An 8,766-nucleotide genomic window follows, 5' to 3' on the forward strand; every position below is an offset into this window, starting at 1 on the left:
CTTCTTCGCCTCAGGAGTCGATGACGGACATTCCGGCTTCGTCGTGACGCTCCCCGGCCGCAGGGGTCAGACGGTTGAGCCGGTCGAGCTGCGCGGCGGTGAGTTCGACGCGGTCGGCGGCGGTGTTCTCCTCGACGCGCGTGACCCGCTTGGTACCGGGGATGGGGGCGATGTCGTCGCCCTGGGCGAGGAGCCAGGCCAGGGCGATCTGCGCCGGTGTCGCGCCCGCCTCCGACGCGACGGCCTCGACCTCGTCGACGATCCGCAGATTGCGCTGGAAGTTCTCGCCGATGAACCGCGGATTGATCCTGCGCCAGTCGTCCGCGGCGAAATCCTCGGTGGAACGGATCTGGCCCGTGAGGAAGCCGTGGCCGAGGGGCGAGTAGGGGACGAAGCCGATGCCCAGCTCACGCAGCAGGGGCAGCAGCTCGGCCTCCGGGTCGCGGCTCCACAAGGAGTACTCCGTCTGGAGCGCGGCGACGGGGTGAACGGCGTGGGCGCGGCGGATCGTCGCCGGGCCGGCCTCGGACAGGCCGATGTGCCGGATCTTGCCCTCGGTGACGAGCTCGGCCAGAGCGCCGACCGTCTCCTCGATCGGGGTGTCCGGGTCGACCCGGTGCTGGTAGTACAGGTCGATGTGGTCGGTGCCCAGTCGGCGCAGCGAGCCCTCGACGGCGGTACGGATGCTTGCGGGGCTGCTGTCCAGTCCCGGGCGGCCGGTGTAGGAGATACCGCCGAACTTCGTGGCCAGCACGACCCGGTCCCGGCGGCCCTTCACCGCACGGCCGACCAGCTCCTCATTGGTGTAGGGGCCGTATTTCTCCGCGGTGTCGATGTGGGTGACGCCCAGGTCCAGCGCGCGATGGACGGTACGGACGGCCTCGGCGTCGTCACTGCCGGCGCCGGTGTAATAGGCGGACATCGACATGGCACCGAGGCCGATACGCGAGACCTCGAGTCCGCCGAGACTGATGTGCTTCATAAGGAGGATGGCTCCGTTTTCCCTGTCGGTCCAAAGCGGGTGGGGCGGCCGGTGAGTGTCGGACCTGTACGGAAGGTCTCGACTCGGAATTCATGGAAATGCGCGATATCCGCCTCTCCGGCGTTCTTCTCACGGCCACAGGAAGACACTCGCACGCGCCGGGTTCCTCTACCAGAGGAGAGTTTCATCCTGGGAGGAATCCATCCAGGGATAAAAATATCCCTGCCATCGCGGTTGCACGCCGGGTAAGACTGGGGACCATGAGCAGTGGTGCGAGCCCCGATGAACTGGGGGCCTTCCTGAAGGCACGCCGGGCCGACCTGAGCCCGCGAACGGTCGGCCTGCCCGAGGGCGGAGGCCGGCGGCGGGTCCGCGGGCTGCGCCGCGAGGAGGTCGCCGCCCTGGCCGCGATCAGCACGGACTACTACACCCGCCTCGAACAGGGCCGCATGCAGGCATCGGCGCCGGTGCTGAACACACTGGCACGCGTGCTGCACCTGGACGACGACCAGCGCACCTATATGTTCCAGCTCGCCGGGCGCCTCTCGGACCGGCCGGCACGCCGCACCGTCCAGAGAGCACAGCCCCGGCTCCAGCGACTGCTCGACGACCTGGCCACGACTCCGGGAATCATTCTCGGCCGCCGCATGGACATTCTCGCGTGGAATCCGCTCGCGTCCGCTCTCGTCACCGATTTCGCGAGTGTCCCGGAGAAGCACCGGAACTATATACGCCTGGTTTTCACAGACCCGCACATGCGGAATCTGTATGCCGACTGGAGCGACGTCGCCCACACCTGCGTGGCCCAGTTGCGCATGGAGGCGGCCCGCGATCCGGAGAATCCGCGGCTCACCTCGCTCGTCGGCGAGCTGTCGGTCCAGGACAGTGATTTCCGCCGCTGGTGGGCCGCCCACCACGTCGCGGTGCGCGGCGTCGGGACGAAGACGCTCAGACACCCGGTCGTCGGCGAGCTGACTCTCGACTGGGACACCCTCGCCTCCACCACCGACACCGACCAGCAGCTCGTGGTCTGGTCCGCCGAACCCGGCTCCCCCTCCCACGACGCTCTGCGCATCCTCGCCTCCTGGGCGGACGCCACGGCCTCGGAACCCACCGGCAGCACCACCGACACCGACCGCTCGCTGCCCGGCTGACCCGAACCGCTGCCACACTGGAACCATGAGCGGCGGCCACGGCGACCCGAAAGAACTGGGCACCTTCCTCAAGGCGCGCCGGGCCGAGCTGGAGCCCCTCCAGGTGGGGCTGCCCGACACCGGACCGCAGCGGAGGGTGGCGGGCCTGCGCCGCGAGGAGGCCGCCCAGCTCGCCGCCATCAGCACCGACTACTACACCCGTGTCGAACAGGGCCGCATGCAGGCGTCCGTCCCCGTCCTGGAGGCGATCGCCCGGGCCCTGCGCCTCACCGACGACCAGCGCACCTACCTCTTCGAGATCGCCGACCGCCCACCCGTCGAAGCGCCCGCCCGACCGGACCGGACCGTCACCCCCCACACTCGCAGACTCCTCGACCAGTTGACCGAGTCACCCGCCCTCGTCCTGTCCGACACCATGGACGTCCTCGCCTGGAACAGGCTCGCCGCAGCCCTCCTCGTCGACTTCGGACAAGTCCCCCAAGAGGACCGCAACTACGTCTGGCTGCTGTTCAACGACCCCGTCCTGCGCGCCCTGTACGACGACTGGGAGACCGGCGCACACGCGTGCGTGGCCTACCTGCGCATGCACACCGCGCGCCGCCCGGACGACCCCGGCCTCCTGCGTCTCCTGGAGAGGATGGCGCAGCACGCCGATTTCCGGCGCTGGTGGCAGACACGTGAGGTCGCGGTCCAGGGCACCGGCAGCAAGGTCTTCCACCATCCGGTCGCCGGCACCCTCGTCCTCGACTGGGACACCATGACCAGCTCGACCGGCCCCCGACAGCACGTCGTCATCTGGACAGCAGAGTCCGGCAGCCCCTCGGAAGAAGGACTCCACCGACTGGCGGCGGCCGCGGCACGAGCGGCGGGCGGGTCTCTCAACATGTCGTCTGCGAACGCCCCCAGGTGATCGTCGCCGTGCCGTGCCGCGGAGTATCAGAAGAATGGCCTCGCAGGAGACCCTCCCGACGGCGTGGTGGCAGTCGCGCGTCATCTCCGCCGAGGCCGCCCCGGGTGGGACCCTGCGGGACGCAGGGGGACCTTGGGCTTGAGCAGCGCCAGGCGGATGGTGTCGAGTGGTCACCGTGACCTCGAACTCGTCGTCGGCGAACGGCAACTGTGGCAGCGCGGCGAGCCGCACGTCAGCCTCCGGGACTGACAGCGCTGCCTGGGCGACCATGCCGGGGTCGGCGTCCGCCCACGCTCGCCGTTCAGACTCATCGAACGCCGTCTGCACCACTCGCCCTCTTCCCGGAACAACGTTCATCGGCACGTGCCCGGGTGGTCTTCGATGGCGCGGGCTATGAGGTCGTGGATCATGAACTGGCCGGGTTCGCAGTTCTCCTTGAGGCGGGGGAGGGTGTCGGGGCCGAACCAGTCGTAGGCGTCGTGCTTGGACCATTCCAGTTCGGGGTGGTCGAGGTCGCCGTCGACCTCGACGAGGTAGTCGGCCTCGTGACGCAGGCCGCCGCCGTCGTCGTCCCCCGTCCAGGTCGTGGTGCCGAGGAACCGCCGCACGTGGGTCAGGCGCCAGCCGGTCTCCTCCTCGACTTCACGTGCGAGGGCCTCCAGGAGCGTCTCGCCCTCCTCGACGTGACCGCCCACGATGTCCCAGGTCCCGGGAAACAGGCGACGGTCCTCGCTGCGCTTCTGGGCGAAGGCACGGCCCTCCCGATTGAGGATGACGGCGCCGACGGTCCAGACCTCGTCCGTGCCGGGGGTGGGCACCTCGACATCGTGGTTGACGATGAACGAGTGTTCGTGAGTGGGCATGACCGATACCGTAGAGCTGGCCCTTCCGCCGCCGCGCCGCCGTGATACGCCGCATCAGCCGATCCACGAACCAGGAACCGCACCATGAGTTGGGACAACCACCGCGTCGTCATCACCGCCGCCGGCCGGGACTTCGGGCGAACCCTGGCCATCCGCCTCGCGGACCTCGGCGCCGAGGTCTTCCTCTCGGCACGCCAACTCGCCGCCGCCCGACGGGTTCGCGACGAGATCCGTGATCGCGGCCATCAGCGGGTGCACGCCTTCGCCTGCGACCTGACGGACCCCGCCTCCATCCGAGACTTCGTTTCCGGCGTCGCGGAGCACACGGACCGCGTCGACGTACTCATCAATAATGGCTCTCGTTACCTCACCGGGCCGGACCTGTTGTCGGCGACCGACGACGACGTCGTCGACACCATCGCCTCCGGCGCCACCGGCACCGTCCTGACCACGAAGAGCTTCCTCCCCCTCCTGCTCAACTCGGACAAACCCGATGTCGTGACGATGGTCTCCGCATGCGGAACACCGGGCCACCACCGGTCGGACGCGCACGACGCCTTCTACGCGGCCAAGAGCGCGCAGGCGGGGTTCACCGAAATCCTCTCCCGGCGCCTGCGCCCTCAAGGAGTCCGGGTGATCTCGCTCTACCCGCCCGACTTCGACAACCCCGACCCGCTCTCCGAGGAGTGGGTGACCACTTCGCGCGAAGCCGAGAACGCCCTCACCGCGCAGTCCCTCGTCGAGTGCATCCTCTTCGCCGTCTCCCAGCCTCGCGACTGCTTCATCAAGGCGTTTCACTTCGAGCAGGTCTGAGCTGCGCAGCCCCTGACCGTGGTGTCGGCCAGGCTCACCTCGGTCCAGGAGAGTCTGATCGGCGCTCGATCGCCGGGGTGACCGTGCGTACGCTGCATCACTACGACAAGGCGGGGCTGCTCTCGCCCAGTGATCGCGGCCGTGCCCGGTACCGGGTCTACAGTGAGGCCGACCTGGTCCATCTCCAGCAGATCCTCTTCTACCGCGAACTCAGCTTCCCTCTCGACGAGATCGCCGTGATCTTCAAGGATCCGCAGGTGAGCCCTCTGGAGCAACTCCGGGCCTGGCAGCGGTAGTTGAACGAGGAGATCGCCCGGCATCAGCGACTGGCCGAGGTGGCGGAACGGGCCATCGAGGTCCAGAAGACCGGGGTGCCCCTGACTCCCCAGGAGCGCTTCGAGGTGTTCGGTGAGGTTGCCTTCGACCTGAGTTACGCCACCGAGGCGGAGCTGAAGTGGGCGCACTCCGACGGACAGCGCGAGGCGATGGCGCGCGCGGACGCCCACACCAAGGAGGACTGGCGTCGGCTCATGGGCGAAGCCGCCGCCTGACGTGCGGAGTTGCTCGCCGCCTTCGACGACAGGGAGCCGAGCTGCGGCGAGCGGGCCATGGACCTCGCCGAGGAACACCGCCTGCACATCGCACGCTGGTTCACCGCCTGCCCTCCCGACATGCATCGGCGCATCGCCGACGACTTCGTCGCCGACCCCCGCGCCTTCGCTCTGGTCGTACCGCCCTCGCAGCAACGCCCGGGCCTGGCCGCCTACATGCGTCAGGCGGTCTACACCAACGCTGCCCGCCGCGCAGACACCATCACCAACGGTGAGGAGAACCGGTGAGGATCATGATCGCCGCGGCCGGATCACGCGGCGACGTCGCGCCATACACGGGCCTGGGAGTCGAACTGAGCCGGGCCGGCTACGACGTCACCCTCGCCGCCACCGAGACGTTCGCGCCCCTCGCACGTGAGGCGGGGCTGGAGTTCCGGAGTCTGCCCGCGGACACGCGGGGGCACGGCGAGGTCACCGGCAGACGTGACTTGATGCGGGCCGCCTCAGCCTTCATCACCGAACTGAGTCAGGGCTTCGCCGACGCGGTGGACAAGGGCACGGACCTGCTCCTGCTGTCGACCACCACGGCACCCCTAGGCTGGCACCTCACCGAGGCCACCGGCACACCGAGCCTCGGTGTGTACCTCCAGCCCACCGCGCCGACCGGCGACTTCCCACCCGTCGTGACCGGCGGTCGCGCAGTTGCGCCACCGCCTCGCCCTCCCCCGATGCTCCGCTTTCGAGATGCGCCGACGACAGGAACAGGCGAACTGGCCCATCCTGTACGGCTTCAGCACGGCCCTGGTGCCCCGCCCCTCCGACTGGCGCCCCGGCCTGGACGTCGTAGGCAACTGGTGGCCTCACCACGATCCGGCCGGCCGGCTGCCTGCCGGCCTTGAGGACTTTCTGTCCGCCGGGCCCCGGCCCGTCCTCGTCGGCTTCGGGAGCATGGCGTCCGGTGACGGAGAGCGACTGAGCGAGGTCGCGGTGCGGGCCCTGCGGCGTGCCGGGCTGCGCGGCATTCTCCAAGCCGGGAGTGCAGGACTCGCCGCCGAGGGGGACGATCTGCTCGCCGTCGGAGACGTACCGCACGCCCTGCTGTTTCCGCGGCTGGCCGCAGTGGTCCACCACGGCGGGGCCGGCGCCTCCGCCGCCGTCACCGTGCCGGTCACCGCGGATCAGCCGTTCTGGGCGAGGCGACTCGCCGCGCTCGGCGCCGCCGCCGAACCGATCCCCTTCCGGTCCCTCACCGCCGAGGAGCTCGCCGACTCCCTTCCCCAAGTGGTGAAGCGGCAGGCATACAGTCGAGCCGCCGCGAGAGCGGCACACCATATGGCGATCGAGAACGGAGCACGGCAGACGCTCGAAACCGTCCGGCGGCTGACCGGCGGATGACGTCGATACGTCGAGCTGCGATGAGGACCTAATCCGCTTGCGGACCGCGGCGGCCGCTGTTACGTTTTCGGCGGCCGTGCGAGAGAACAAGGAGGTGGTACCCGTGAACGTATTCACGTGGGTGCTCTCCTCCGGGGTCACGGTCGGGCGATAGGTCGTCGTCCGGGAGCGCCGTTCCAGCGCATTCCCGAAAGGCACGACCATGCATGTCACTTCCCAACTGCGGCTTGACGACAATGTCCTTGAGCGCAAGTTCACCCTCGGTGAGATCCCCGGCATTCTGTGGACGCCCGCTTCCGCTTCTGACGGCGCACCGGTCCCGCTGATCCTGCTGGGCCACCCTCCGCTCGGGCTGCACAGGATGTACCCCCGACTCGTGGCACGGGCTCGGCACGCCGCGGCGGACGGTTTCGCCGCGGCCACCATCGAGCTCCCCGGGAGCGGTGACCGGCCCCACTGGCCGGCCGCCGAACAGGCGCGCGCCGACATGCGTCGGGCCGTGGAGGCCGGCGAGGCGGTCAGTGACGAGATCATCGACGCCCTCGTCCTCCCGCTCGTCGAGAAGGCCGTCCCGGAGTGGCAGGCCGCGCTGGACGCCCTGCTGAAGCTGCCCGAGATCGGCGGCCCTGTCGGCTACTCGGGAGGCGTGATCTCCATCGGTGTCCGCCTGGCGAGGGTCGATCCGCGCATCGTGGCCGCCGGCCTCTTCGCCGGGAGTTTCGTACCTCGCGCCATGTACGAGGAGGCCCGGCACGTCACCATTCCCCTGCACGTCTTGCTCCAGTGGGACGACGAAGGCAACGACCGGCAGGCAGCCCTGAACCTGTTCGACGCCTTCGGCTCCAAGGAGAAGTCCCTGCACGCCAACATGGGCGGACACGCGGGCGTTCCGCAGTACGCGGGAGACAGCGCGGCCCAGTTCTTCACCCGCCACCTCAAGTGAGACCAGGAGGCCGAGCGATGCGGCTTGGGCCCTTGCCGACTCGGCAAGGGCCCAGCCCGGCGCGGTCCGGTTGACGGTCCCCCTGCCCTCAACGTGCGGTACAGCTCGATCGGGTATCGGGGGAATCTGCGGAAGACGTGCCCGGTCGAAAGGTGACTTGTTCTCCGGTGAAGTGCGCGTTCAGACCGCTTGGCGTGCTGGTGACCGATCGGAGGTGGAGGCCGTCGGGAATGTTGCGCAGTTGAATGGGTTCAGCGAGAACCCTGTCGAGCAGGGCTCTGCCCGCAGCCGGAAGATCACCTTGAGTGATGCTGACATCGGTGAAAGCGATGCGGTTGGCGGAGACCGCTGAGACGGCCGCGCTCACCGTGACCTCGCCGCTGAACGGCAGGACGAGCTGTGCCCTGATCCTGCCCGGCTCGCCGTCTTCTGCGATCTCGAGGCCGAGTGCGTCCGACACGGCCTCGAACGACAGGAACGCCGTCGCGTCCACGGCCCGTGCGTGAGCCTGATCGGCCCCGCCGGAGGTCCGCAACTGGTCCAGCCCGACAGTGAGTCTGGTCACCGGCAGCGGTCGGCTGGTGCCGCAGGCAGGTATGTCCTGGGCGGTGATGTCCACGTGCCGCAGCGTGCCGGAAGCGAGCTGCGGCAGGACGGGGAAGCCGCGCACCGTGACCGACGGGCGCTCTGGAGTACGCATCCCCTGCTGAAATGCTTCGGCCGTACGGCTCTCCACGCGACTCGCCGCGATTCGGTCGACGATGCCGGCCGTCGCCGCCACCGTGACCAGACAGGTGGCGGCGACCATGACGGCCCTGCGACGCATCCTCCGGGGTGGAGGGTTGACGGGCGCGAAGTCGTCGCCGGGCTCAGGCCAGTGTCCGAAGCTGCCGTCAGGGTGGTACGGGTTCATGGTTCTCTTTCCGCAGGGGGCTGGTGGTACCGGAGGCTCAAGCCCTCTCCGTCAGCCGGTTGCGTCGGCCCGCGCGAGGTCGAGGGCGATGTCGGTGATCATGTCCTCCTGGCCGCCGACCATCTTGCGGCGGCCGGCCTCGACGAGGATCGCCCGGGTGTCGAGGCCGTGTCGGTGGGCGGCGGTCTCGGCGTGGCGCAGGAAGCTGGAGTAGACGCCCGCGTAGCCGAGGGTGAGGGTCT

7 protein-coding genes and 3 pseudogenes are annotated in these 8,766 nt (G+C 69.2%); 6 read left to right on the top strand and 4 right to left on the bottom strand.

Annotation, left to right across the window (positions count from 1 at the left end; genetic code table 11):
* Window positions 1-10: 10 nt before the first annotated feature.
* Window positions 11-982, bottom strand: coding sequence for an aldo/keto reductase (locus tag G6W55_RS23470; RefSeq protein ID WP_175522820.1), 972 nt, complete (start codon window positions 980-982; stop codon window positions 11-13).
* Between the two features lie 260 nt (window positions 983-1,242).
* Between G6W55_RS23470 and G6W55_RS23475 the strand changes: the two genes are divergently transcribed.
* Window positions 1,243-2,136, top strand: a complete 894-nt coding sequence (locus G6W55_RS23475; protein WP_175522821.1) for a helix-turn-helix domain-containing protein — start codon at window positions 1,243-1,245, stop codon at window positions 2,134-2,136.
* Between the two features lie 25 nt (window positions 2,137-2,161).
* Complete coding sequence (locus G6W55_RS23480) at window positions 2,162-3,046, top strand: helix-turn-helix domain-containing protein (protein ID WP_175522822.1); 885 nt, start codon at window positions 2,162-2,164, stop codon at window positions 3,044-3,046.
* Window positions 3,047-3,399: 353 nt separating this feature from the next.
* Here the strand turns inward: G6W55_RS23480 and G6W55_RS23485 are convergent, their stop codons facing one another.
* On the bottom strand, window positions 3,400-3,909 hold the full coding sequence (locus G6W55_RS23485) for an NUDIX hydrolase (RefSeq protein ID WP_175522823.1): 510 nt from the start codon (window positions 3,907-3,909) through the stop codon (window positions 3,400-3,402).
* Window positions 3,910-3,993: 84 nt separating this feature from the next.
* Between G6W55_RS23485 and G6W55_RS23490 the strand changes: the two genes are divergently transcribed.
* The 4 genes and pseudogenes from G6W55_RS23490 (at window position 3,994) to G6W55_RS23505 (ending at window position 7,611) form a co-directional block, all read left to right on the top strand.
* Entirely contained in the window at window positions 3,994-4,722 is a 729-nt protein-coding gene (locus tag G6W55_RS23490) for an SDR family oxidoreductase (RefSeq protein WP_175522824.1), read from the top strand.
* A 68-nt stretch (window positions 4,723-4,790) separates the two neighbouring features.
* Window positions 4,791-5,561 (top strand): annotated as a pseudogene (locus G6W55_RS39310) (MerR family transcriptional regulator).
* A pseudogene (locus G6W55_RS23500) lies at window positions 5,558-6,668 on the top strand (glycosyltransferase). Before G6W55_RS39310 ends, G6W55_RS23500 begins: the two co-directional pseudogenes overlap by 4 nt.
* 202 nt (window positions 6,669-6,870) lie before the next feature.
* Window positions 6,871-7,611 (top strand): alpha/beta hydrolase, encoded by a 741-nt coding sequence (locus tag G6W55_RS23505; RefSeq protein ID WP_175522825.1) that lies wholly within the window; start codon window positions 6,871-6,873, stop codon window positions 7,609-7,611.
* An 88-nt stretch (window positions 7,612-7,699) separates the two neighbouring features.
* Here the strand turns inward: G6W55_RS23505 and G6W55_RS23510 are convergent, their stop codons facing one another.
* Both G6W55_RS23510 and G6W55_RS23515 read right to left on the bottom strand, forming a co-directional pair.
* Complete coding sequence (locus G6W55_RS23510; RefSeq protein WP_175522826.1) at window positions 7,700-8,524, bottom strand: DUF2993 domain-containing protein; 825 nt, start codon at window positions 8,522-8,524, stop codon at window positions 7,700-7,702.
* A 51-nt stretch (window positions 8,525-8,575) separates the two neighbouring features.
* A pseudogene (locus tag G6W55_RS23515) lies at window positions 8,576-8,766 on the bottom strand (4-hydroxy-2-oxovalerate aldolase); the annotation flags it as partial.

This window comes from Streptomyces sp. CAI-85, assembly GCF_013363615.1.
In the GTDB taxonomy this organism is placed as follows: domain Bacteria; phylum Actinomycetota; class Actinomycetes; order Streptomycetales; family Streptomycetaceae; genus Streptomyces; species Streptomyces antibioticus_B.

What these genes read in the sequence shown, in the direction of transcription:
- G6W55_RS23470 (WP_175522820.1), bottom strand. Translation starts at nt 982, where the DNA reads ATGAAGCACATCAGTCTCGGCGGACTCGAGGTCTCGCGTATCGGCCTC.
- G6W55_RS23475 (WP_175522821.1), top strand. Translation starts at nt 1,243, where the DNA reads ATGAGCAGTGGTGCGAGCCCCGATGAACTGGGGGCCTTCCTGAAGGCA.
- G6W55_RS23480 (WP_175522822.1), top strand. Translation starts at nt 2,162, where the DNA reads ATGAGCGGCGGCCACGGCGACCCGAAAGAACTGGGCACCTTCCTCAAG.
- G6W55_RS23485 (WP_175522823.1), bottom strand. Translation starts at nt 3,909, where the DNA reads ATGCCCACTCACGAACACTCGTTCATCGTCAACCACGATGTCGAGGTG.
- G6W55_RS23490 (WP_175522824.1), top strand. Translation starts at nt 3,994, where the DNA reads ATGAGTTGGGACAACCACCGCGTCGTCATCACCGCCGCCGGCCGGGAC.
- G6W55_RS23505 (WP_175522825.1), top strand. Translation starts at nt 6,871, where the DNA reads ATGCATGTCACTTCCCAACTGCGGCTTGACGACAATGTCCTTGAGCGC.
- G6W55_RS23510 (WP_175522826.1), bottom strand. Translation starts at nt 8,524, where the DNA reads ATGAACCCGTACCACCCTGACGGCAGCTTCGGACACTGGCCTGAGCCC.